Annotated in this window: 26 protein-coding genes; 14 read left to right on the plus strand and 12 right to left on the minus strand. The window is 68.8% G+C overall.

The annotated features are described in order from the left end of the window. Position 1 precedes the first annotated feature (1 nt). Both Q2100_RS05410 and ygfZ read right to left on the minus strand, forming a co-directional pair. The gene (locus Q2100_RS05410) at positions 2 to 178 is read right to left on the minus strand and encodes a DUF3073 domain-containing protein (RefSeq protein ID WP_302913149.1); all 177 of its coding nucleotides are present in this window, start codon (positions 176 to 178) and stop codon (positions 2 to 4) included. A gap of 135 nt (positions 179 to 313) precedes the next feature. Beyond that, positions 314 to 1,399 (minus strand): CAF17-like 4Fe-4S cluster assembly/insertion protein YgfZ, encoded by a 1,086-nt coding sequence (ygfZ, locus tag Q2100_RS05415; protein ID WP_302913150.1) that lies wholly within the window; start codon positions 1,397 to 1,399, stop codon positions 314 to 316. A gap of 34 nt (positions 1,400 to 1,433) precedes the next feature. On the opposite strand from ygfZ, the gene Q2100_RS05420 reads away from it, so the two are divergent. The 4 genes from Q2100_RS05420 (at position 1,434) to Q2100_RS05435 (ending at position 5,063) form a co-directional block, all read left to right on the plus strand. Continuing rightward, a complete protein-coding gene (locus Q2100_RS05420; protein ID WP_302913151.1) occupies positions 1,434 to 2,309 on the plus strand; it encodes an aminodeoxychorismate lyase in 876 nt (291 codons plus the stop codon). 314 nt (positions 2,310 to 2,623) lie between these two features. Further along, the gene (locus Q2100_RS05425) at positions 2,624 to 3,478 is read left to right on the plus strand and encodes an ABC transporter substrate-binding protein (protein WP_302913152.1); all 855 of its coding nucleotides are present in this window, start codon (positions 2,624 to 2,626) and stop codon (positions 3,476 to 3,478) included. Then, positions 3,475 to 4,317, plus strand: a complete 843-nt coding sequence (locus Q2100_RS05430; protein WP_302913153.1) for an amino acid ABC transporter permease — start codon at positions 3,475 to 3,477, stop codon at positions 4,315 to 4,317. The genes Q2100_RS05425 and Q2100_RS05430 overlap by 4 nt, the downstream gene beginning before the upstream one ends. Further along, on the plus strand, positions 4,314 to 5,063 hold the full coding sequence (locus Q2100_RS05435; protein WP_302913154.1) for an amino acid ABC transporter ATP-binding protein: 750 nt from the start codon (positions 4,314 to 4,316) through the stop codon (positions 5,061 to 5,063). The genes Q2100_RS05430 and Q2100_RS05435 overlap by 4 nt, the downstream gene beginning before the upstream one ends. 10 nt (positions 5,064 to 5,073) lie before the next feature. Here Q2100_RS05435 and Q2100_RS05440 read toward each other — a convergent pair whose 3' ends face one another. The 8 genes from Q2100_RS05440 to lmeA form a co-directional block, all read right to left on the minus strand. Beyond that, the gene (locus Q2100_RS05440) at positions 5,074 to 5,340 is read right to left on the minus strand and encodes a YajG family lipoprotein (protein WP_264013943.1); all 267 of its coding nucleotides are present in this window, start codon (positions 5,338 to 5,340) and stop codon (positions 5,074 to 5,076) included. Continuing rightward, on the minus strand, positions 5,337 to 6,008 hold the full coding sequence (locus Q2100_RS05445; protein WP_269892810.1) for a heme-binding beta-barrel domain-containing protein: 672 nt from the start codon (positions 6,006 to 6,008) through the stop codon (positions 5,337 to 5,339). Before Q2100_RS05445 ends, Q2100_RS05440 begins: the two co-directional genes overlap by 4 nt. A gap of 221 nt (positions 6,009 to 6,229) precedes the next feature. Continuing rightward, positions 6,230 to 6,532: a DUF1416 domain-containing protein gene (locus tag Q2100_RS05450; protein WP_264013941.1), complete on the minus strand. Its 303-nt coding sequence runs from the start codon at positions 6,530 to 6,532 to the stop codon at positions 6,230 to 6,232. Between the two features lie 5 nt (positions 6,533 to 6,537). Beyond that, positions 6,538 to 7,371, minus strand: coding sequence for a sulfurtransferase (locus tag Q2100_RS05455; RefSeq protein ID WP_302913155.1), 834 nt, complete (start codon positions 7,369 to 7,371; stop codon positions 6,538 to 6,540). 33 nt (positions 7,372 to 7,404) lie between these two features. Continuing rightward, positions 7,405 to 7,860, minus strand: a complete 456-nt coding sequence (locus tag Q2100_RS05460) for a DUF4395 domain-containing protein (RefSeq protein ID WP_302913156.1) — start codon at positions 7,858 to 7,860, stop codon at positions 7,405 to 7,407. Positions 7,861 to 7,946: 86 nt separating this feature from the next. After that, on the minus strand, positions 7,947 to 8,048 hold the full coding sequence (locus Q2100_RS31825; protein ID WP_372503763.1) for an Ms5788A family Cys-rich leader peptide: 102 nt from the start codon (positions 8,046 to 8,048) through the stop codon (positions 7,947 to 7,949). Positions 8,049 to 8,068: 20 nt separating this feature from the next. Then, the gene (locus Q2100_RS05465; protein ID WP_302913157.1) at positions 8,069 to 8,491 is read right to left on the minus strand and encodes a thioredoxin family protein; all 423 of its coding nucleotides are present in this window, start codon (positions 8,489 to 8,491) and stop codon (positions 8,069 to 8,071) included. Next, positions 8,488 to 9,285: a mannan chain length control protein LmeA gene (gene lmeA / locus Q2100_RS05470; RefSeq protein WP_302913158.1), complete on the minus strand. Its 798-nt coding sequence runs from the start codon at positions 9,283 to 9,285 to the stop codon at positions 8,488 to 8,490. The genes Q2100_RS05465 and lmeA overlap by 4 nt, the downstream gene beginning before the upstream one ends. A gap of 166 nt (positions 9,286 to 9,451) precedes the next feature. On the opposite strand from lmeA, the gene Q2100_RS05475 reads away from it, so the two are divergent. The 10 genes from Q2100_RS05475 (at position 9,452) to Q2100_RS05520 (ending at position 17,993) form a co-directional block, all read left to right on the plus strand. Further along, positions 9,452 to 10,234 (plus strand): winged helix-turn-helix transcriptional regulator, encoded by a 783-nt coding sequence (locus Q2100_RS05475; protein WP_264013935.1) that lies wholly within the window; start codon positions 9,452 to 9,454, stop codon positions 10,232 to 10,234. Then, positions 10,231 to 11,136, plus strand: a complete 906-nt coding sequence (gene mshD, locus Q2100_RS05480) for a mycothiol synthase (RefSeq protein ID WP_302913159.1) — start codon at positions 10,231 to 10,233, stop codon at positions 11,134 to 11,136. The genes Q2100_RS05475 and mshD overlap by 4 nt, the downstream gene beginning before the upstream one ends. 63 nt (positions 11,137 to 11,199) lie before the next feature. Continuing rightward, entirely contained in the window at positions 11,200 to 11,577 is a 378-nt protein-coding gene (locus Q2100_RS05485; protein ID WP_302913160.1) for an ArsR/SmtB family transcription factor, read from the plus strand. Beyond that, entirely contained in the window at positions 11,574 to 12,692 is a 1,119-nt protein-coding gene (gene arsB, locus Q2100_RS05490) for an ACR3 family arsenite efflux transporter (protein WP_302913161.1), read from the plus strand. The genes Q2100_RS05485 and arsB overlap by 4 nt, the downstream gene beginning before the upstream one ends. Then, positions 12,685 to 13,107: an arsenate-mycothiol transferase ArsC gene (locus Q2100_RS05495; protein ID WP_302913162.1), complete on the plus strand. Its 423-nt coding sequence runs from the start codon at positions 12,685 to 12,687 to the stop codon at positions 13,105 to 13,107. The genes arsB and Q2100_RS05495 overlap by 8 nt, the downstream gene beginning before the upstream one ends. 204 nt (positions 13,108 to 13,311) lie before the next feature. Then, on the plus strand, positions 13,312 to 14,445 hold the full coding sequence (pstS, locus tag Q2100_RS05500) for a phosphate ABC transporter substrate-binding protein PstS (protein WP_269892799.1): 1,134 nt from the start codon (positions 13,312 to 13,314) through the stop codon (positions 14,443 to 14,445). Positions 14,446 to 14,457: 12 nt separating this feature from the next. After that, positions 14,458 to 15,504 (plus strand): phosphate ABC transporter permease subunit PstC, encoded by a 1,047-nt coding sequence (gene pstC, locus Q2100_RS05505; RefSeq protein ID WP_302913163.1) that lies wholly within the window; start codon positions 14,458 to 14,460, stop codon positions 15,502 to 15,504. Then, the gene (pstA, locus tag Q2100_RS05510; RefSeq protein WP_302913164.1) at positions 15,501 to 16,412 is read left to right on the plus strand and encodes a phosphate ABC transporter permease PstA; all 912 of its coding nucleotides are present in this window, start codon (positions 15,501 to 15,503) and stop codon (positions 16,410 to 16,412) included. Before pstC ends, pstA begins: the two co-directional genes overlap by 4 nt. Positions 16,413 to 16,419: 7 nt before the next feature. Then, positions 16,420 to 17,196 carry a phosphate ABC transporter ATP-binding protein PstB gene (gene pstB / locus Q2100_RS05515; RefSeq protein ID WP_302913165.1) on the plus strand — a complete coding sequence of 259 codons (777 nt, stop codon included), beginning with the start codon at positions 16,420 to 16,422 and terminating at the stop codon, positions 17,194 to 17,196. A gap of 59 nt (positions 17,197 to 17,255) precedes the next feature. Then, complete coding sequence (locus tag Q2100_RS05520; protein ID WP_302913166.1) at positions 17,256 to 17,993, plus strand: winged helix-turn-helix transcriptional regulator; 738 nt, start codon at positions 17,256 to 17,258, stop codon at positions 17,991 to 17,993. Between the two features lie 55 nt (positions 17,994 to 18,048). Here the strand turns inward: Q2100_RS05520 and phoU are convergent, their stop codons facing one another. Together phoU and Q2100_RS05530 are read right to left on the minus strand one after the other, a co-directional pair. Continuing rightward, entirely contained in the window at positions 18,049 to 18,717 is a 669-nt protein-coding gene (phoU, locus tag Q2100_RS05525; RefSeq protein WP_302913167.1) for a phosphate signaling complex protein PhoU, read from the minus strand. A gap of 105 nt (positions 18,718 to 18,822) precedes the next feature. After that, the coding region (locus Q2100_RS05530; RefSeq protein WP_302913168.1) for an LCP family protein at positions 18,823 to 20,912 on the minus strand (2,090 nt) is incomplete at its 5' end.

The raw sequence follows: 20,912 nt of genomic DNA on the forward strand, positions 1-20,912 counted from the left end.
GCTACGGTCGCCAGTCGTCGTCTTCGACGTAGTCCTCGGAGTTGAACCCGTCACTGTCTCCAGGAGAGCTCGACCCGCCCAGCTCCTGCTGGAGCCGCTTCAAGTCGGTCTGCGGTGAGCTGTACTTGAGCTCACGTGCAACCTTGGTCTGCTTTGCCTTCGCCCGGCCGCGGCCCATGGGGGGACCCCCTCGCGCAATAACGGAGCGGCCCAGCGAGCAGGCGGCTCCGATCTGAGTGTGTTTATTGTCCTGCGGTCACTTTACCGTGCCCGGCTGCGGTCTGCTGGTAGGCCCTGCCTTGGGTGACCACCCTCACCGCGCGCCGCCCCGGAGGCGCTCGACGGCAAGCCGTCCCGCTCCGGTCACGTCGGCCGCCGGCACGGAGGCCGGATCGATCACCGCGGCGACGTCGCCCGCACCGCCGGTGGTGAGTGCGGTGTCGACAGGCAGCCCCCGCTTCAGCAGCGCCAGCGCGATGGGTCCCTCGTCGACGTGATCGACCACCGTCCCGAGCCGGCCGACCGCCCGCCCGCCGGCCAGCACCGGATCGCCCGTCGCCGGCCGGTCGCTCGACCCGTCCAGCTGCAACAGCACCAGCATCCGGGGCGGTTTGCCCAGGTTGTGCACCCGGGCGACGGTCTCCTGGCCGCGATAGCAGCCCTTGTCCAGGTGGACGGCGCCGACGCCGGGACCACCGATCCACCCCACCTCGTGGGGGATGGTGCGCTCGTCGGTGTCCAGGCCGAGGCGGGGCCGTCCGGCCGCCACGCGCAGCGCCTCATAGGCCCACACGCCGGCCGGGCGCACCCCCGCCGCGGTCAGCCGGGCCCGCCAATCGGCAGTCCGTTCGCGCGGCACAAGGAGGTCGATCTCGAGATCGCGTGCGGGCAGCCGGCGCAGGAATCCGCCGCCGTCGAGTGGAACCGCCGTCGATTCCGCCGGTAGCGAATCGAGGCCGAGCGCGTCGAGCACCGGCGTGTCGCCCACCGCGGGGCCGAGCAGCGACAGCACCGCCAGATCGGCGGGCTCGACCTGGACGTCGGCCCAGAACACCATCTTGCGCAGGTAGGCCAGAAGCGGCTCCGCGCGCCAGGGCTCGGTGTCGATGTACGTGGTGCCTGCCAGTTCGGACTGCAGCCAGTGGTCCTCGACGCGGCCCTGGCCATCGAGGCTGAGGTTCTCGGTGACCGCGCCGTCGGAGGACTCGCTGACGTGCTGGGTGGAGATGCTGTGCAGCCAGCTGCGGCGGTCGGCGCCGGTGAGGGTGAGTGTGCCGCGGTGCGAGCGGTCCACCACCACGGCGTCGTGCGCGGCGGCGCGCTGCTCGCCGAACGGATCACCGTGATGCCAGACGGCGCCGGCGTCGGGACTGCCTTCGGGCGCGGGAACTGCGGACATACCGTCAACTGTACGAGCGCTAGGCTAACCGGCCATGGGCAGCCAACCCTCGGTCGTGGTGACCCTCGACGGCACGCGGCACGATCCGCACGCGCCGCTGCTGCACGCCGACGACCTTTCCGCCGTGCGCGGCGACGGCATCTTCGAGACGCTGCTCATCCGCGACGGCGCGCCGTGCCTGCTGGAAGCGCACCTGGCCCGGCTGACGCAGTCGGCGAAGATGACCGACCTGCCGGCGCCGGACCTGGACCGCTGGCGCGCAGCGGTCGCCGCGGCGACGGCGCACTGGACGGCCGATCACGAGGGCGAAGGCGTGCTGCGCCTGGTGTACAGCCGCGGACGGGAGAGCGGTTCGGAGCCCACGGCCTACGCCACCGTCGGCGCACTTGCCGCCCGGGTGGCCGTGGCACGCCGCGAGGGGGTGGCCGCCATGCTGCTCGACCGCGGGCTTCCTGCGGGCGCGGCGGACCTGCCGTGGCTGCTCGCGGGCGCCAAGACGCTGTCGTACGCAGTGAACATGGCCGCGCTGCGGCACGCCGAGCGCCACGGCGCCGGCGACGTCATCTTCGTGAGCTCCGACGGCTTCGTGCTCGAGGGGCCGCGTTCGACGGTGGTGATCGCCGCGGGCGAGCCGGACAACCCGGTGCTGCTCACCCCGCCGCCCTGGTATCCGATCCTGCGTGGCACCACCGCGCAGGCGCTGTTCGAGGTCGCCCGCAACAAGGGCTTCGACTGCGACTACCGCGCACTGCGGCCGGCGGATCTGGCTGCGGCGCACGGTGTCTGGCTGATCTCCAGCATCACGCTCGCCGCCCGCGTTCACACGCTCGACGGCAGGCCGTTGCCGCCGTCGCCGTTGGCCGCCGAGGTGTCCGGGCTCGTCGACGCGGCGATCGTCTGTGATCGCTGAGCGCGAAACGAAAATTGCTTGTCGGGTCGCCGGGCCGTGGGTATGGTCGCTCGTACACAGGAAGGGAGGTGGTCCGACATTTTGAATGACTCATGGACATGTGAGGTGGCTGCGAGCTAGCAGCACCAAGGGGGACCGCCGTTCGGCGAAACTACTTGCGCGCGCTGGCGAATTCCCCGCAGTCACCCGGCCCCCGAGCCCCTCGGTCCGTCCAGCTGTGGATCCTTGGCTCGGGGGCCGCTCCATGTCTGGAGACATCGCCGGCGCAGTGGCGGCGGTGGCGCCGCCGGACCGAGTAGGCGAAGATCGCGGCCATGCGCACATTTCCGATCTTGGTGGCCGGGCCCGCACTGACCGCGTTGGCCGTGCTGAGCGCCTGCGCCCCCGCCGACGAATCCGCACCATCGACTCCTGCGGCGCAGACATGCCAGAAGGACGCCCTGCCGACACTGACCGAAGGGGTGTTGACCTTCGCCACCGACCAACCGGCCTACCAGCCGTGGTTCATCAACGACGATCCGGCGAACGGCCAGGGCTTCGAAGCGGCCGTCGCCTACGCCGTCGCCGGGAAGCTGGGCTACGCCAAAGAGGACGTGCGGTGGGAGCGGGTGCCGTTCAACTCCGCCATCGCGCCGGGGCCGAAGAACTTCGACGCCAACCTCTCCGAGTTCTCCATCACCGACGAGCGCAAGCAGGCCGTCGACTTCTCCTCGCCGTACTTCGACGTCACCCAGGCCTTCATCACGCTGCCGTCGTCGCCCGCGGCGTCGGTGACCACGCTCGAGGGGCTGCGTGACGTCCGGTTGGGCGCCCAGGTGGGCACCACCAGTTACGAGGCCGCCGAGAAGGTCAGCGGCGGCTCGGAGGTCTCGGTGTACAACAACAACGAGGACGCCAAGGCCGCACTGGTGAGTGGACAGATCGACGCGCTGGCGCTGGACCTGCCGACCGCGTTCGCGGTGCAGATGGAACTGGCCGACTCGAAGATCATCGGCCAGCTGCCGTCCGAGCCCGGCAACGCCGAACAATTCGGCATCGTGCTGGACAAGGGCAGCGCCCTGACCGCGTGTGTGTCACAGGCCGTCGACCAGCTCGGCGACGAAGGCGTGCTGTTCCGGCTGCAGAAGGAGTGGCTGGCCGGGCCGGGAGCGGCGCCGTTCCTTCCGTGACACCACCCGTCGTCGCCTCGCCGCTGCTCGACCGGCAGGCGTTCCGCCGCAGCAGGGCCCGCCGCTCGACGCTGGTGGCGCTGCTGTCCACGGCCGTGTTCGCGGCGGTGCTCCTGGTGGTCGTGACCAACGCACCGGGCTGGCCGCGGGTCCGTGAGTCGTTCTTCGACCTGCGCATCGGCTGGGACAGCCTGCCCGCGGTGCTCTCCGGTCTCTGGCTGAACCTGCGGGTGCTCGCGGTGGCGACGGTGCTGGTGCTCATTGTCGGTCTCGCCCTGGCCCTGCTGCGGGCATCCCGTGGGCCGGTGTGGTTCCCGGTGCGCGCCATGGCGACCGGGTACGTCGACGTGTTCCGCGGCCTGCCGCTGCTGATCTGCCTCTACCTCGTCGGGTTCGGCCTGCCCGGGCTGCGGCTGAACGGCGTGCCTAACGATCCCGTGCTGCTCGGCGGGCTGGCGCTGGTCCTGGTGTACTCGGCCTACGTGGCGGAGGTGTTCCGCGCGGGCATCGAGTCGGTGCACCCGTCGCAACTCGCGGCCGCGAAGTCGCTCGGACTCGACTACCGCCGCACCATGCGCCTTGTGGTGCTCCCGCAGGCGGTCCGGCGCGTCACCCCGGCACTGCTGAACGACTTCGTCGCGCTGCAGAAGGACTGCGGGCTGATCTCGGTGCTCGGCGCGGTGGACGCGGTGCGTGCCGCGCAGATCCAGTCCGCCTCCACCTACAACTTCACCCCGTACGTGGTGGCGGGGCTGCTGTTCGTCGCACTGGCCGTGCCGTCGGCGCGGCTCGCCGACTGGGTGGCCCGCCGCGCCGCGACCCGCCAGGGGGCGGTGTGAGCGCCGCTCCGGCGACGGTGCTGTCGATCCGAGGCCTGCGCAAGAGCTACGACGGGCGGACCGTGCTCGACGGGATCGACCTCGACGTCTGCGAGCACCAGGTGGTGGTGCTCATCGGGCCGTCCGGCTCGGGCAAGTCCACGCTGCTGCGCTGTGTGGACCTGCTCGAGGAGATCGACGACGGGCAGATCCTGCTCGACGGCCGCGACATCAGCGACCCCCGCGTCGATGCCGACGCCGCCCGGCGGGCGATCGGCATGGTGTTCCAGTCCTACAACCTGTTTCCGCACATGACCGCGCTGGCCAACGTGACGCTCAGCCCACGGGTGGTGCACCGCGCCGAACGCCGGGAGGCCGACCGCCGCGGCCGTGAGCTGCTGGACCGGATCGGGTTGTCGGACAAGGCCGACTGTTATCCCGACACACTGTCCGGCGGTCAGCAGCAGCGCGTCGCGATCGCACGCGCCCTGGCCTACGAGCCGCGGCTGCTCCTGCTCGACGAGATCACCAGCGCGCTGGATCCCGAACTGGTCGGCGACGTGCTCGATCTGGTCGGGGAACTCGCCGCCGCGGGCCGCACCATCGTGATGGCCACCCACGAGATGGGCTTCGCCCGCCAGGTCGCCGACACGGTGTGCTTCCTCGACGGCGGGGTCGTCGTCGAATACGGGCCTGCCGAACAGCTGCTCACCGACCCGACACACGCGCGCACCCGGGAGTTCCTCGCCCGGGTCCGGCGCGGGTGACGGGGCGCGCTCAGCCTGCGGGGCCGGGCGCCAACGTCGAGCAGTCGTCCATGGCGGTCTTCCACTTCGCGGCGTCCACCCCGGGCGGTGGCCCCGCGACGGGCCCCGGCGGCGCGGGAACGTCATGTGCAGAAAGACATTCGGCGAAGGTGCCGTGCCCGCTCGGCGCCTGGGAGGTCGACGGGTCCGGGGACGGGGCGCTCTCCGACGAGCACCCGGCGAGCAGGGCGATTGCGGTGATTCCGGTACCGAGACAGATTCCGAGGCGGCGCGTCATCCGACGAATCTAGACAACCGGGCGGACAGGTGCGGCACCAACCCGCCGTCGGCGTCCACCCGTTCCTCCACGTACGCCAGGTCGCCGCCGTCGACGATGCCGTAGAGCCGTTTGGCGCCGCCGACGAGCACACCGGACTTGCTGCGCGCCAGGGCGTCGGTGGCCAGCTCCCACGACGACTGATTGCGGGGGCGTCCGTAGAAGAGTTCGACGTAGCCGGCGGAATTGGCCAGCAGCAGTTCGATCGCCTGAGACTCCGACGGGTCGGCGGGGTCGGGGACGAACCGCCAGAACCCGGTCTCGCGCAGCGCGGGCCGGTCGTAGTCGCCGGTCTCGGTGAGCCGCCACGAGCGCGCTTCCCAGTTCAGGTAGTCGCCGCCGTCGTGGCTGACCACGATCTGCTGCCCGAAGCGGTAGTCGCCGCCTGCGCCGCGGCCCTCGCCCTCGCCGCGCCAGACGCCGACGAGCGGCAGCAGTGCGAGCAGCGCCTCGTTGAGATCCACACCTTCGCGCAGATTCGCCGTGTCGGTCGGCAGCGGCAGATCGCCGAACACCGGGATGTTGCGCGGCGCCGTCTCTCTGGCGCGTTGCGCCGCCGCAGCCACCGCCCTGTCGCCCGAACCGAAGATCGAACCGGTGAGGTCCTCGGGGCCGTCGGGGGAGCTCACGACTCGTCGGTGATGAGGCGATACACCGCGTACAGCGCGAACCAGGTGATCACCACGGTGCAGGCGACCAGGAGGAGTTCGAAGAACAGCACCACGATGCGAGTCTAACCGTCTGGTGCCCGCGCAATGAAGCCGCGGGCGGGCGCGAGCGTGCGTGATTGCTCACTTTCAGCGGCGTGCCACAGGAAGCCACGCGCGCTCGCGCCAACAGGCCAGAGAGGTCAGGCGACCTTGACGTCGACCTCGTGGATGCCTGCGCCGGACGGGGCGACGCTGGCGTCGCCGTTGCCCGCGGGCGACAGCGCGCGCAGGGTCCAGGTGCCGGGTGCGGCGAAGAACCGGAAGTCACCGGTCGCCGACGCGACGACCTCGGCGGTGAACTCGTCGGAGCCGTCCAGCAGCCGCACGAAGGCACCGCCGACCGCCTGACCGGATCCGTCGACCACGCGGCCGGTGATCACGGTCTCCTTCTCGAGGTCGACACTGGCAGGCAACGTCAGCCCTTGCTTCGGTGCAGAGCACATATCAATCAACTTCCCAACTCGATCGGGGCTCCCACGAGGGAACCGTATTCCGTCCAACTGCCGTCGTAGTTCTTGACGTTCTGGTGGCCCAGCAGCTCGCGCAGCACGAACCAGGTGTGCGAGGAACGCTCGCCGATGCGGCAATAGGCGATGGTCTCCTTGCTGCCGTCGAGTCCGGCCTCGGCGTACAGCTTCGCCAGGTCCTCGTCGGACTTGAACGTGCCGTCCTCGTTGGCCGCCTTGCTCCACGGAACGTTGATGGCGCCGGGGATATGCCCCGGCCGCTGGCTCTGCTCCTGCGGCAGGTGCGCCGGCGCGAGGATCTTGCCGGAGAACTCGTCGGGGGAGCGCACGTCGACCAGGTTCTTGCTGTCGATGGCCTCGATGACCTCGTCGCGGAAGGCACGGATGCTGGTGTCCGGCGACTGCGCGGTGTACGTGGTGGCGGCGCGGTTGACCGGCTCGGTCGACAGCGGGCGACCGTCGAGCTCCCACTTCTTGCGGCCGCCGTCGAGCAGCTTGACGTCCTGGTGGCCGTAGAGCTTGAAGTACCAGTAGGCGTAGGCGGCGAACCAGTTGTTGTTGCCGCCGTAGAGAACCACGGTGTCGTCGTTGCCGATGCCACGGTCGGACAGCAGCTTGGAGAACTGCGCGGCGTCGACGAAGTCGCGGCGCACCGGATCCTGCAGGTCGGTCTTCCAGTCGAGCTTGACGGCGCCCTGGATGTGACCGCCGTCGTAGGCCGAGACGTCTTCGTCGACCTCGACGAAGACGATGTTCGACGCGTCGAGATTGCTCTCGGCCCAGTCTGCGGTGACCAGGACGTCGGAGCGTGCCATGGATGAGATCCCTTCGGTTGCTTGTGAATTCGATCAGGAGTGAGCGGGACTGCGGCGGAGACGTACGGCGAGCGGGTAGAGCTGGCAGCCCAGGCAGATGCCGAAGGCCGCATTGAGGAACGCCGCGAACAGCGCGAAGGCCGTCGCGGTCAGACCCAGCGGCGAAAGGCCGAGCGCGAAGCCGGCCACCCCCACCACGGCGAAGACCAGGCCGACGACCTGGGCGAACTTCAGCGGCGGCACCGGCTCGGTGTCGGTCACCGGACCGAGGCGCGGTGCGACGAACCGGGCGAACAGCACACCGTACGGATGGCTGCGCGGGCCGCGGATCGCACCGATCGCGAACACCGCGGCCTGCGCGGCGAGCAGGACGGCGGCGGCGGTCTCATCGACCGCGGCCGACAACAAGGTAACCACGAGCACGGCCGTGGTGACCCACGCGACGAACCGGGGTCCGCGCACGTCCACGTGGTCCGGTGTGATGGTCATGAATCTGCTCCTGTTGCACGGTTGGGCTGGTCACGGGCATGCCACGAGGGCCTGCTCCGAGCGGGCGCGCGACGACGCGACGACGCTCAGCAGCTACAACAACAACAGCAACAACCCGCGACGCGGCACAGATCAACTGCGCGGCGCTTGGTGAGCACAAGCTCGAGGCGGGCGAACACGTCGGTCATCTTACCCAATGACAGGGTGATCAAGCCAACAGCGGCTCGAGCGCCGAACGCAGGTCAGCCGCCCTCGGCACACCCGTCGTGCGGTACCGCGGCCTGCCGTGGGCGTCGAAGATCAGTGTCGTGGGCAACGACAACACCGAAAGCCGCCGGGCCGCCGCCGGATTGGCGTCCATGTCGATCTCGACGTGGGCGACCGAAGGCAGCTCCGCGCACACCTGGTTGACCACCTTGCGCACCGCGCCGCACGGGCCGCACCACACCGCGCTGAAGTGCACGATGGTCGGACCGGTGCCCGACAACCCGAGGTCGGAGGTGTCGACGTCCGCCGCGGCATCGGCCCCCTTCAGCATCCCGGCGCGCATCGACATCAGCCGGCCGACGACGAAGGCCAGGCCGAAGACGGCGATCAGCACGGTGATGACCACCGCCCACTCTGTGCTCATGACCGGGTGAACTCCTCCAGCGCGATCGTCACTCCCTCGGCGATGCCCTCGATGATGATGTCCGAGCCGCGGGCGCCCTCGCTGGTCGGCGCGATGCCGAACGGCAGCTCCTGACCCGGCAGCGTGGTGCTGAACGCGGCCAGTACGGCGGCCACCTTGTCCTCGGGCACCTCCTCGTCGGCGGTGCCCGGACCGGTGAGCACTCCGGTGCCCGTCAGCACCAGGGTGCTCTGATCACCGTCCGGGCGGGACAGATCGACCGACACGCTGACCCGCTCGGTCACGCCCGCCGACTTCGGGGTGCCAGTGAACACCAGGCCCCGGTTGCTCGAGATGCCGGACTCGGTGGTGCCGCCGGTGGAGTCGTTGGTCTCCCGGGACGGCGCCTCCACCAGCAGGTCGGGGATGCTCATGAAGCGTCCGACGTGAGTGGAGTCGATGATGATGCGGCTCTCCACCTTGCCGACCGGCAGCGGTGCCTGTGGCCGGACCAGCCACGACGCCTGGCCGAGGCCGATGTCGTGCAGGGTGGTCTCCAGGGAGACCTTGCCGACCACCGGGTGATCAACGCCACTGGCCCGGATCTCGACCTCGTCGTAGTGCCGGTCCATCGCCTGGGTGGCGAACGGGAAGCCCAGAATCGCCACCGACGGGTCCCACTCCAGGTCCGCGGCGCTGCGCACGGCCCTGGCCAGTCGGTATTCGGCGTAGATGGCGGCGCCGAAGTCGACACCGACGGCGGCGACGACCACGGCGGTCAGCGTCGCTCCCAGTCCGATCAGCAGCTTGCGCACCTGGACATTCTGGCCTACCTCGACCGGCGCGTACCGCTTGGCGCGGCTGATCCGCAGGTGGCGCGGTATCGTTACGTGACTAACAGCCGGTAACGGCGATATGTCAGGCATGAATCTGGGAGATCACCGCAGGAGTTGATTGCACCCCGGGGACGCTGGAGGGCCTGTGGACCTACTTCTCTTGACCGTCGATCCGCACCCTGAGTCGGTCCTGCCGTCATTGGCGCTGCTCGCGCACAACGTCCGCTCGGCGCCGACCGAGGTGTCCGCTCTGCTCGAAGCAGGCACCGCCGACGTCGCGATCGTCGACGCACGCACCGACCTCGCCGCCGCGCGCGGCCTGTGCCGGCTGCTGGGCACCACGGGTACGTCGGTGCCCGTCGTCGCCGTGGTGAACGAGGGCGGCCTGGTCGCAGTGAACCACGAGTGGGGGCTCGACGAGATCCTGCTGCCGGGCACCGGTCCGGCCGAGATCGACGCGCGGCTCCGCCTGCTCGTCGGGCGCCGCGGCGGCATGGCCAACCAGGAGAACGTCGGCAAGGTCAGCCTCGGTGAGCTCGTCATCGACGAGGGCACCTACACGGCACGCCTGCGTGGACGGCCGCTCGACCTCACCTACAAGGAATTCGAGCTGCTGAAGTACCTCGCCCAGCACGCAGGCCGGGTGTTCACCCGCGCCCAGTTGTTGCAGGAGGTGTGGGGGTACGACTTCTTCGGTGGCACCCGCACCGTGGACGTGCACGTCCGCCGGTTGCGCGCCAAGCTGGGCCCGGAGTACGAGTCGTTGATCGGCACCGTGCGCAACGTCGGCTACAAGGCGGTACGGCCCGCGCGCGGTCGGCCGCCCGCGCCCGGCGCGGAATTGCCCGACGACGACGAGGAGGACGACTACGCGCACGCCCCGGACAGCGTGCCCGAGTCGTTCGTGGATCCCCTCCGAACCCAGTGACCGACCTCGACTGGCGCAGTCACCTCTCCGCGGCCGACCGGGACCGCATCCGCGCGCTCATCCACACCGCCACGACCGTGGACGGCGTTGCGCCGGTGGGGGATCAGGTGCTGCGGGAACTGGCCGCCGACCGGACACGTCACCTGGTGGCCGTCGACGGCGACGACATCGTGGGCTATCTGAACCTGGCTCCTGCCTCCGAGGGCACCCCCGCGATGGCCGAACTGGTGGTCGATCCACCGGCGCGCCGGCGTGGCATCGGATCGAAACTGGCGACCGCCGGTCTGGCCGCGGGCGGTGAGGACGCCAGGGTCTGGGCGCACGGCAATCTGGAACCCGCCCGGGCGACCGCCCGGTCACTCGGACTGGTGGTGCGCCGCGAACTGCTGCAGATGCGCCGTTCGCTGCGCGATCTGCCCGCGCCGGTGACGTCGCAGGGCGTGAGTGTCACGACCTACTCCGGACCGGCCGACGACGCCGACCTGCTGCGCGTCAACAACGCCGCCTTCGCCTGGCATCCCGAGCAGGGCGGCTGGACCGGTGCCGACATCGCCGAGCGCCGCGGCGAACCGTGGTTCGACGCGGAGGGGCTGTTCCTGGGCCGCGACGACGCGACCGGCGAACTGCTCGGGTTCCACTGGACGAAAATCCACGACGGGGATCTGGGCGAGGTGTACGTCGTCGGCGTCGACCCCTCGGCCCAGGGGCGCGGACTCGGCGCGACGCTCACCCTGACGGGTCTGCACCACCTCGCGAAGCGGCTGTCGGGAAGCGCGCAACCGACGGTCATGCTCTACGTCGAGGCGGACAACACCGCGGCGGTGAACACCTACCGCAAGCTCGGCTTCGACGTCCACAGCGTCGACGTCGCGTACGCCGCCGGGGCCTCGTCGGGCTCCTGAGGTCTTGGCTCGTTCATCTGGTCTTCGTTTGCCTACGGATTCGATCGGTGTCAATATCGATGAATGTCGAATCGGGTGCCCGTCGAACCGGCGGAATGTTGTGACGTCGGGCCGCTGCTGCGCGAGCCGCTGACGGCGCAAGCCGCCACCGAGATGGCCGCCACGCTCAAGGCTTTGGCAGATCCCGTGCGCCTGCGACTGTTCAGCGCCATCGCCAGCCGCGCCAACGGCGAGGCCTGCGTCTGCGACATCTCCGACGGCCTGGACGTCAAACAGCCGACCGTCTCGCACCATCTGAAGGTGCTGCGCGACGCCGGACTGCTCACCTCGGAACGCCGCGCGTCGTGGGTGTACTACGCCGTGGCGCCCGAGGCGTTGCACGGTCTGGCGGCACTGTTCGCCGGCGGCCCGGTGCACTCGGCAGCTGGAGCCACCGCATGACGAGGATCGCCGCGTCCGCCGACACCCCGGACGTCGTCGGCAAGCTCTCCACCCTGGACCGATTCCTGCCGTTGTGGATCGGCCTCGCGATGGCCGCGGGCCTGCTGTTGGGCCGCGGGGTCCCCGGGCTGAACACCGCGCTGGGGCACGTCGCCATCGACGGCGTCTCGCTGCCCATCGCGCTCGGGCTGCTGATCATGATGTACCCGGTGCTGGCCAAGGTGCGCTACGACCGCCTCGACACCGTCACCGGCGATCGCCGGCTCCTCATCAGTTCCCTCGTCCTGAACTGGGTTTTCGGGCCTGCGCTGATGTTCGCGCTGGCCTGGCTCATGCTGCCCGACCTGCCGGAGTACCGGACCGGCCTGATCATCGTCGGCCTCGCCCGGTGCATCGCCATGGTGATCATCTGGAACGACCTGGCCTGTGGCGACCGCGAGGCAGCGGCTGTGCTGGTCGCTCTCAACTCCGTCTTCCAGGTCATCATGTTCGCCGTGCTGGGCTGGTTCTACCTGTCGGTGCTGCCGGGCTGGCTGGGGCTCGAACAGGCCACCATCTCCACGTCGCCATGGCAGATCGCCAAGTCGGTGTTGATCTTCCTCGGCATTCCGCTTCTGGCGGGCTATCTTTCGCGCCGGTTCGGTGAGAGGGCCAAGGGGCGGGACTGGTACGAGACGAAGTTCCTGCCGGCGGTGGGGCCGTGGGCGCTCTACGGTCTGCTCTTCACGATCGTCATCCTGTTCGCCCTGCAGGGGGAGCAGATCATCAGTCGCCCAATGGACGTGGCCCGGATCGCCCTGCCGCTGCTGGTGTACTTCGCGGTGATGTGGGGCGGCGGATACCTGCTCGGCGCGGCCATCGGCCTGGGCTACGCGCGAACCACCACCCTGGCTTTCACCGCGGCCGGCAACAACTTCGAACTCGCCATCGCCGTGGCGATCGCCACCTACGGAGCGACCTCCGGGCAGGCCCTCGCCGGCGTCGTCGGTCCGCTCATCGAGGTCCCGGTGCTCGTCGCCCTGGTGTACGTCTCACTGGCGTTGCGGCGCCGGTTCTCGCCACCAATCGCTGGGGATGCAGCAGACGTCGTGAAGAAGGGTGTGCCACATGGCTGACCGCGCCAAGCCGGCGGTGCTGTTCGTGTGCGTGAAGAACGGCGGCAAGTCGCAGATGGCCGCGGGGCTCATGCGCAAGGTCGCAGCGGAGTCCGTCGACGTGTATTCAGCGGGCACCAGGCCGGGCGGTGAGATCAACGCGCTGTCCGCAGAGGTGCTCGCGGAGGTCGGCGTCGACATCACCGATCAGACGCCGAAGGCGCTGGACGCGGATCTCGTCAAGAAGGTCGATCTGGTCGTCACGCTCGGTCGGGAAGCCGAGGTCGACCCCGTGCCGGGGACGCGGTTCGAGAACTGGGACACCGACGAGCCGTCCGAGCGGGGCATCGACGGCATCGAACGGATGCGACTCGTGCGCGACGACATCGCTGCCCGGGTGGACGCACTCGCCACCAGGCTGCGCCGACCCGACTGATCATGGCCGGAAACCGTCGGGGCGTTCGATCCTGTCAACGAGGTGTGAAAAGTGGCGGACGTCGCCGGTGTGGTTCATTTTCCGTTCACCATGCGTAGGTAATTCATTCATGGCGTCCCTTTAGGTTCACAGCCGAGCAGCAATGGGTCTGCTTGACGCGCCGGCGACGGCCAGCGTCCACCCGTGAACTCTAGAAGGAGCTTCGTGAAGGCGAATCGTTCTGGTGCTGCGCTCGGCCTGCTGGCCGCCGGTGCCCTGCTGCTGTCGGCGTGTGGCAGCGACAACAACACCTCTTCGGGATCGGGATCCGGTGAATCCGGTTCGCAGGCCGCCGGTGAGTGCGGCGGCAAGGAAGCACTGAAGGCGAGCGGCTCGAGCGCGCAGGCCAACGCGATGACGCGGTTCATCAACGCCTACGAGACGGACTGCCCCGGCTTCACGCTGAACTACACCTCGAGCGGATCGGGTGCCGGCGTGTCGGAGTTCCTCGGCGGCCAGACCGACTTCGGCGGTTCCGACTCTCCGCTCAGTGCGGACAAGGGCGAGGTCGAGAAGGCCAAGGAACGCTGCGGTGGCAGTGAAGCGTGGAATCTCCCCGCCGTCTTCGGACCCATCGCCGTGACCTACAACGTCCCCGGCGTCGACGGGCTGGTGCTGGACGGACCGACGTTGGGCAAGATCTTCAACGGCGCGGTGAAGACCTGGAACGCACCGGAGATCGCGGCGCTGAACTCGGGCGCCACCCTTCCGGGCGATCCGATCAACGTGATCTTCCGCAGCGACGAGTCCGGCACGACCGACAACTTCCAGAAGTACCTGGATGCGGCATCGGACGGCTCCTGGGGCAAGGGTGCGGGCAAGTCCTTCGCCGGCGGTGTCGGCGAGGGCGCCAAGGGCAACGAGGGCACCTCGGCGGCCATCAAGAGCACGCCGGGCTCGATCACCTACAACGAGTGGTCGTTCGCCAAGTCGCAGAACCTCTCGATAGCCAAGATCATCACGTCGGCCGGCCCCGAGCCGGTGGAGCTGAGCACGGAGACGGCCGGCAAGGCCATCGACGGCGTCAAGTTCAAGGGCGACGGGAACGACCTGGTCCTCGACACCGCGTCGTTCTACAAGCCCACCGAGGCCGGGTCCTACCCGATCATGCTCGCGGCCTATGAGATCGTGTGCTCGAAGTACCCGGACGCCGAGGTGGCCACCGCGGTGAAGGCGTTCCTGAACTCGGCACTGGGCAACGGGCAGAAGGGTCTCGAGGACAACGGCTACATCCCGGTTCCCGAGGCCTTCAAGACACGGCTGACCGAGGCTGTCGACGCCATCAACGCGACGGCGTAGTAGCCACAACAAATGGCTGTCACACCAGACTCGACCGCTGTGGGCTCGTCGGCGACGACGAGCCCACAGCAGGGCGGGCACACGCCCGAGAAGCCAACGAAGAACCGGAAGGGATCGGCCTTGAGGCAGGGCGAAGGACGTTGGGGCGACACCGTCTTCAAGTCCATCGCGATCGCGGCAGGCGCCACCATCATCGGTGCGATCGCGCTGATGGCGCTCTTCCTGATCATCAAGGCGATCCCCTCACTGCAGGCCAATCAGGCGAACTTCCTCACCAGCACCGAGTTCCTCACCAGCGACTCGAGCAACCTGCGCTTCGGTATCCGCGACCTCTTCATGGTGACCGTGCTCAGCTCGGTGTTCGCCCTGATCATCGCCGTGCCCATCGCGATCGGGATCGCGGCGTTCCTGACGAACTACGCGCCCAAGCGGCTGGCGAAACCGTTCGGGATGCTGGTCGATCTGCTGGCGGCCGTGCCGTCCATCGTCTTCGGTCTGTGGGGCATCTTCGTGCTCGCACCGTGGCTGAGCCCGGTGGCGACCTTCCTCAACGACAGCCTCGGCTGGTTCTTCCTGTTCTCCCAGGGCAACGTGTCGCTGGCGGGCGGCGGAACGATTTTCACGGCGGGAATCGTGCTGGCGGTGATGATCCTGCCGATCATCACCTCGGTCACCCGCGAGGTCTTCGCACTCACCCCGCGTGGCCATGTCGAGGCTGCACAGGCACTCGGCGCCACGAAGTGGGAAGTCATCCGGATGACCGTGTTCCCCTACGGCCGTAGCGGCATGATCGCGGCGTCGATGCTGGGATTGGGCCGCGCGCTCGGCGAGACGATCGCGATCCTGATCATCCTGCGCACCGCTGCGCAGGCCGGCCACTGGTCGCTGTTCGACGGCGGCTACACATTTGCGTCCAAGATCGCCTCGGCAGCAGCGGAATTCAGTGCGCCGCTGCCCACGGGTGCTTACATCGCCGCCGGCTTCGTGCTCTTCGCGCTGACCTTCGTGGTCAATGCGCTGGCCCGGGCAGCGGCCGGCGGAAGGGTTAGCGGAGGATGACCGCAACGACGTCAACGCTCGACCAGCCGGTGAAGGCCCCGACCTTCCACCCGGTCAGCCCCAGTCGCAAGCTGAAGAACGGCATCGCGACGACGCTGTTCACCGCGTCGTTCGTGATCGCGATGGTCCCGTTGGTGTGGCTGCTCTACACCGTGCTGGCCAAGGGTGTCCGTGCGATGACCCTGTCGACGTGGTGGACCAATTCCCTGGCGGGCGTTCTGCCGGAGGAGTTCGCCGGCGGTGTGTATCACGCGATCTACGGCACGTTGATCCAGGCGGCCATCGCCGCGGTGCTCTCGGTGCCGCTGGGTGTGATGGCCGCGGTCTACCTGGTGGAATACGGCCGAGGCCGGTTCGCCAAGGTCACCACCTTCATGGTCGACATCCTCGCCGGTGTGCCGTCGATCGTGGCCGCGCTGTTCATCTTCGCGCTGTGGATCGCGACGCTGGGCTTCGAGCAGAGTGCCTTCGCCGTTTCGCTGGCCCTGGTGCTGCTGATGCTGCCCGTGGTGGTTCGGAACACCGAGGAGATGCTCAAGCTCGTCCCCGACGAATTGCGAGAAGCGTCCTACGCGTTGGGAATTCCCAAGTGGAAGACCATCATGCGCGTCGTGGTGCCCACGGCGCTGCCGGGCATGATCAGCGGCATCCTGCTCGCTCTGGCCAGGGTCATGGGTGAGACGGCTCCGGTGCTGGTGCTCGTCGGCTACAGCCGGTCGATCAACATGGATGCCTTCGAGGGCAACATGGCGTCGCTCCCCCTGTTGATCTACACCGAACTGATCAACCCGGAAGCGGCAGGCGCGCTGCGGGTCTGGGGTGCTGCCCTGACCCTGATCCTCATCATCGCGGCCCTGTACCTCGGCGCTGCCTTCATCAACCGATATCTCACGCGGAACCGAGTTTAGGAGCCTCATGGCCAAGCGCCTGGATCTCAAGGATCTCAACATCTACTACGGCAGCTTCCATGCCGTGTCCAACGTGGGTCTCGCGGTGCTGCCGCGTAGCGTCACGGCCTTCATCGGGCCGTCCGGCTGCGGCAAGTCGACCGTGCTGCGCACCCTGAACCGGATGCACGAGGTGATCCCCGGCGCCCGCGTCGAGGGCTCGGTGCTGCTCGACGGCGAGGACATCTACGCCTCGGGTATCGACCCGGTGAGCGTCCGCAAGACCATCGGCATGGTGTTCCAGCGACCGAACCCGTTCCCCACCATGTCGATTCGCGACAACGTGGTGGCCGGCCTCAAGCTGCAGGGAACGCGCAACAAGAAGGCGCTCGAAGAGGTGGCCGAGCGTTCGCTCAAGGGCGCGAACCTGTGGAACGAGGTCAAGGACCGGCTGGACAAGCCGGGTGGCGGGTTGTCCGGTGGCCAGCAGCAACGGCTGTGCATCGCCCGCGCCATCGCGGTGCAGCCCGACGTTCTGTTGATGGACGAGCCGTGTTCGGCGCTCGACCCGATCTCGACGCTGGCGATCGAGGATCTGATCGCAGAGCTCAAGCAGGACTACACGATCGTGATCGTGACCCACAACATGCAGCAGGCCGCCCGGGTCAGCGACCAGACCGCATTCTTCAACCTCGAGGCCACCGGCAAGCCCGGCCAGCTGGTCGAGGTCGACGACACGGAGAAGATCTTCTCCAACCCGACCCAGAAGGCGACAGAGGACTACATCTCGGGCCGCTTCGGCTGACGGTCGCTGCATGCACGTCGCGCCAGGGGGCGACAGAGTGACGGGCGAGGCGGTGACGGGTGACGATTGAGGTGCGGCGCACCGAGGGGGGCTTGGGGCGGCATCGCGCCGCGGTCCCGCCCACCCGCGGGACGCTGATGCTGGTCGACACCGACGCGGACGTCGCCGCGCACCTGATGGACGATGCGGCGAGGATCGGCATCGAGACCACCTGGTGCGACGACGGCGCCGAAGCGCTGCTGGCCATCGGCGTCGAACAGCCCAACGTGCTGGTGCTGGCGGCGCGGACCAGCACCGTCGATGCCGCCCGGATCACCTCGGCGGTGCGAAACAGGTGGACCCTGCCTATCCTGGTCGGCGCGCCCAGCGCCGACGAGCTCACGCGTCAGGCGCTGTCCGCGGGCGCCTCAGCGCTCATCGTCCGTCCGTACGACATCAACACGATCGCACCGTTCGCGTTCAACGGATTCCACGAACCCCGGCGGGATCAGCAGGTCTACATCGCCGGCCCGATCGAGGTGGACCGGGACGGCTACGAGACCCGCGTCCGCGGGCGCGACGTCCAGTTGACTCAGCGCGAACTCGAGCTCTTGGTGTACCTCATCGAACGCCGCGGACGAGTGGCCAGCAGCGACGAGATCAGCCGCGCTGTCTGGGGCCATCCCGCCGACACCAACACCGTCGCCGTGCACGTACGACGACTGCGCGAGAAGCTCGGTCACGATCCCGAACACGGCGAGTTCATCCGCACCATCCGTGGTGCCGGCTACCGCTTGGCGCCCTCGATCTCGGCCTGAATCGCCGCCGGGTCGGGGGTCAGCACGACGCGGGTGCCCGACGGCTCAGCGGCCGTCAGCGCGGAGTGGGGATCTGCTCCTCGGTCGGATACGTGCCCGTGACCTGGAAGATGACCCGGCGCGCCACCTCGACGGCGTGGTCGGCGAAGCGCTCGTAGAACCGGCTGAGCAGGGTCACGTCGACAGCGGCCGTCACGCCGTGCTTCCACTCGCGGTCCATCAGCACCGTGAACAGATGCCGGTGCAGGTCGTCCATCGCATCGTCTTCCTCCTGGATGCGGGCGGCCTTCTCCGGATCCCGGGTGATCAGCACCTCCTGCGCCGCGTTGCCGAGTTCGACTGCGACGCGGCCCATCTCGGCGAAGTAGCCGTTGACCTCCTCGGGCAGCACATGCTGCGGGTGGCGTCGGCGGGCGATCTTGGCGACGTGCAGGGCGAGAGCCCCCATCCGGTCGACGTCGGCGACGATCTGGATCGAGCTGACCACCGAACGCAGATCACCGGCCACCGGGGCCTGCAGCGCCAGCAGCACGAACGCGGACTCCTCGGCGCGGACGCTCAGGGCGGAGATCTGCTCGTGGTCGCTGATCACCTGTTCGGCGAGCACCAGATCGGCCTGCAGCAGCGCCTGGGTGGCGCGTTCCATCGCGCTACCCGCCAGGCCGCACATTTCGCCGAGCTGGCTCGTCAGGGAGTCCAACTGTTCGTGGTACGCGGTTCGCATGGGCCAAGCCTAGAGGTTGAGCAGGTCACACGTCACGACGCCGACAGTGAACGACAGGTGAATGACAACCGCCCGGACGTCGCCGGCGTCCGATTCGCGTAGCCGCTATTCGCAGGTGGTATCGGCGGCGTTGGTGACGGCGAGGTCCTCGGGCAGGTGCGACGTGGCGGTGCTCGTGCCCCGCACCACCTGAACCTGCACGGGCGACCCGCTCGGTGTCGGCGCGTTCACGGTGTTGAAGTCCGAGCCGAGCACCACCTGCACGGTGTCCCCGAGACCGGTGACCTGTTCGACGGTGGCGTTGGCGAACGACGATGCGACGGTGGCCGCGGCCTGCTCGTTGCCCGGCGCGAAGAACACCGTCGTCGAGGACAAGGAGTCCGGGTAGTCGTCGGGGGTGGTGACGTTGAACCCGTGCGCCTGCAACTCGTCGGCCGCGGTGGCGCCCAGGCCGGTCTGACCGGTCGAGTTCGACACCTGGACGGTGACCTGCGCCGGGTCTGTGGTGACGGCGTTGACCAGCCGGCCGGGGTCGGTCGCCGGTGCCGGCTCGGGCGCCGCAGTGGTCGACTCGGGGGTCAGGGTGGCCGACTCCGGAGTTCCGGGCACCGGGGTGTTGTCGGCGTTCTTCTCCCCGGGCAGCGGGTTGTCGTTGATGATCGCGTCGAACAGCGCGTTCATGTCGTCCTCGCGCGGCACCTCGTTGCCGTAGTCGTCGGCATAGCCGACCGTGGGCACGGTGACGAAACTGATCCGGCCGGCGGAAACCCCCTGGATCGACTGGCCGAGATCGACCAGTTCGCGGGTGCCGATGTTGTCGACGTAGGTGTCGTCGATGAACTTGTTCACCACGTCGTTGAGCTTGTTCAGCGAGAAGAACACCTCCTTGCTGATGAGCGACCGCAGCAGCGACGACAGGAACAGCTGCTGGCGCTTGATGCGGCCGTAGTCGCCGTTGATCTCGGTGGTGACCTGGCGGGCGCGCACGTAGTTCAGCGCGGTGTGCCCGTCGATCATCTGGCGGCCCGCGTTCGGCAGCACCGTGCCCAGCTCGTAGTCCTCGATCGGGGTGGTGCTGCAGACCTCGACGCCGCCGATCGCGTCGACCATCTTGGCGAAGCCGGCGAAGTCGACGGCCATGAACCGGTTGACCGACAGCCCGGACAGCTTCTGGACCACCTTGACCAGGCACTTCGGCCCGCCGACGGCGTACGCGGAGTTCAGCTTGGTCTCGGTCCACGCCTCCTCGAGCCCGTACATCGGCGAGTTCTCATCGGTGATCGGTCCGTAGGCGCCGGTCTCGGGATTCCACGGCTCGCACTCCATCGGCTCGATGGACAGATCGCGCGGGAACGACACCGCGACGACCCGCTCCCGGTTGGCCGGGATGTTGACCAGCATCACGGTGTCCGAGCGCGCACCCGCCGCGTCCTCGGTGTCGCCGGCGCCCATGTCGCTGTTCTGGCCGATCCGGCTGTCCACGCCGACGATCAGGAAGTTCTCGTCGCCGTACTGCGCGTTGGCGTCGATGATGTCGCGCGAATCCCGGTCCAGCGCCGACACCTTGTTCATGCTGTTGTTCTTCGACGACTGCCACTGCCACGCGCCGCCGGTCAGCACCAGCGCGAAGGCCGCCAGCAGCGCGGCGGCGGTCCGGCCGGCCAGCATCACCCGTCTGCGGCGGTGCGGTTCGTCACCCTGCGCGCCCACCGAAGGCCGGCCGATCCGCGACGGCGGCACCCGCGACGACCTGAGGTCGGGGATGTCGTCGTCGTACGCGGACGGTACGGAGGGGATGATCTCGGTGTCCTGCCGGTCCGGATCCGACGATCCGTCGGCGGCCACGGCCTCGTAGCCACCGTAGGGCTGGTAGGACTCGTAGTCCTCGTACTGCTCGTAGGGTTCGGCCGGGACGGCGTCGATGATCTCGGTGGGCGGTGCGGGCGGCTCGGCCGGCGGGACCACGTCGATGATCTCGGTCGGCGGTGCGGGCGGCGCCTCGGGTTCGGCCTCGGGCTCGGCGAGGTGGCGCCGCGCGCGGCGTCCGCCGGTGCCCTCTCCGGCCATCTTGGCGATGAGGTCGGCGACCGTCAGGCCGCCGTCGGTGTGGCTACCGCTCGGCTCGTCGGCTGCCTCGTCGTCGGGCTCATCGGCGGCCGCGGGCGTGACGGGGTGCCGGTCGCGGGGGGGCCCCC

This window comes from Mycolicibacterium arseniciresistens, assembly GCF_030519285.1.
GTDB lineage: Bacteria > Actinomycetota > Actinomycetes > Mycobacteriales > Mycobacteriaceae > Mycobacterium > Mycobacterium arseniciresistens.

Coding starts and splice junctions, on each gene's coding strand:
- Q2100_RS05410 (WP_302913149.1), bottom strand. CDS start 178: ATGGGCCGCGGCCGGGCGAAGGCAAAGCAGACCAAGGTTGCACGTGAG.
- ygfZ (WP_302913150.1), bottom strand. CDS start 1,399: ATGTCCGCAGTTCCCGCGCCCGAAGGCAGTCCCGACGCCGGCGCCGTC.
- Q2100_RS05420 (WP_302913151.1), top strand. CDS start 1,434: ATGGGCAGCCAACCCTCGGTCGTGGTGACCCTCGACGGCACGCGGCAC.
- Q2100_RS05425 (WP_302913152.1), top strand. CDS start 2,624: ATGCGCACATTTCCGATCTTGGTGGCCGGGCCCGCACTGACCGCGTTG.
- Q2100_RS05440 (WP_264013943.1), bottom strand. CDS start 5,340: ATGACGCGCCGCCTCGGAATCTGTCTCGGTACCGGAATCACCGCAATC.
- Q2100_RS05450 (WP_264013941.1), bottom strand. CDS start 6,532: ATGTGCTCTGCACCGAAGCAAGGGCTGACGTTGCCTGCCAGTGTCGAC.
- Q2100_RS05455 (WP_302913155.1), bottom strand. CDS start 7,371: ATGGCACGCTCCGACGTCCTGGTCACCGCAGACTGGGCCGAGAGCAAT.
- Q2100_RS05460 (WP_302913156.1), bottom strand. CDS start 7,860: ATGACCATCACACCGGACCACGTGGACGTGCGCGGACCCCGGTTCGTC.
- Q2100_RS31825 (WP_372503763.1), bottom strand. CDS start 8,048: ATGACCGACGTGTTCGCCCGCCTCGAGCTTGTGCTCACCAAGCGCCGC.
- Q2100_RS05465 (WP_302913157.1), bottom strand. CDS start 8,491: ATGAGCACAGAGTGGGCGGTGGTCATCACCGTGCTGATCGCCGTCTTC.
- Q2100_RS05485 (WP_302913160.1), top strand. CDS start 11,200: ATGTCGAATCGGGTGCCCGTCGAACCGGCGGAATGTTGTGACGTCGGG.
- arsB (WP_302913161.1), top strand. CDS start 11,574: ATGACGAGGATCGCCGCGTCCGCCGACACCCCGGACGTCGTCGGCAAG.
- Q2100_RS05495 (WP_302913162.1), top strand. CDS start 12,685: ATGGCTGACCGCGCCAAGCCGGCGGTGCTGTTCGTGTGCGTGAAGAAC.
- pstC (WP_302913163.1), top strand. CDS start 14,458: ATGGCTGTCACACCAGACTCGACCGCTGTGGGCTCGTCGGCGACGACG.
- pstA (WP_302913164.1), top strand. CDS start 15,501: ATGACCGCAACGACGTCAACGCTCGACCAGCCGGTGAAGGCCCCGACC.
- pstB (WP_302913165.1), top strand. CDS start 16,420: ATGGCCAAGCGCCTGGATCTCAAGGATCTCAACATCTACTACGGCAGC.
- phoU (WP_302913167.1), bottom strand. CDS start 18,717: ATGCGAACCGCGTACCACGAACAGTTGGACTCCCTGACGAGCCAGCTC.